At 67.1% G+C, this 629-nt stretch carries 1 protein-coding gene; it reads left to right on the top strand.

Going from position 1 to position 629, the window contains the following annotated elements; translation table 11 throughout:
- Positions 1–629, top strand: a 629-nt coding sequence (locus tag RMCN_RS12995) for a phosphopantetheine-binding protein (RefSeq protein ID WP_131808547.1), incomplete at both ends; no start/stop codon positions are given.

The raw sequence follows: 629 nt of genomic DNA on the forward strand, positions 1-629 counted from the left end.
GTGCCGGGGTGGAGCAGGCGGTGGTGGTCGCCCGCGAGGACCGTCCCGGTGATAAGCGGTTGGTGGGTTATGTGACCGGGACTGCTGATGTGGCCGGGATGCGTGCTGCGTTGGCCGAGCGGTTGCCGGCGTATATGGTTCCCGCGGCGGTGGTGGCCATCGATGTGCTGCCGCTGACACCGAACGGCAAACTCGACACCCGGGCCCTGCCGGCACCGGAGTACTCCGGCGGTGTTCACCGTCCGCCGTCCTCCGCGGTGGAAGAGATTCTGGTCGGCATCTTCGCCCAGGTGCTGGGTTTGGAGCGGGTCGGGGTCGACGACTCGTTCTTCGAATTGGGCGGGGACAGCATTTCGGCGATGCGGGTGATCGCGGCGATCAACGCGGGTCTGGATTCCCAGCTTGGGGTGCGCGTCTTGTTCGAGGCGCCGACGGTTGCTCAGCTGGCTCCGCTCATCGGTGCCGACGGGGGTGGGTTCGAGCCGCTGCGGCCGGTTGTCCGGCCGTCGGTGGTTCCGTTGTCGTTTGCGCAGAGTCGGTTGTGGTTCATCGATCAGTTGCACGGGCCGTCGCCGGTCTACAACATGCCGGTGGCGTTGCAGCTTGACGGGCGGCTGGATGTCGAGGCG

The sequence above is a fragment of the Mycolicibacterium novocastrense genome, assembly GCF_001570485.1.
GTDB lineage: Bacteria > Actinomycetota > Actinomycetes > Mycobacteriales > Mycobacteriaceae > Mycobacterium > Mycobacterium novocastrense.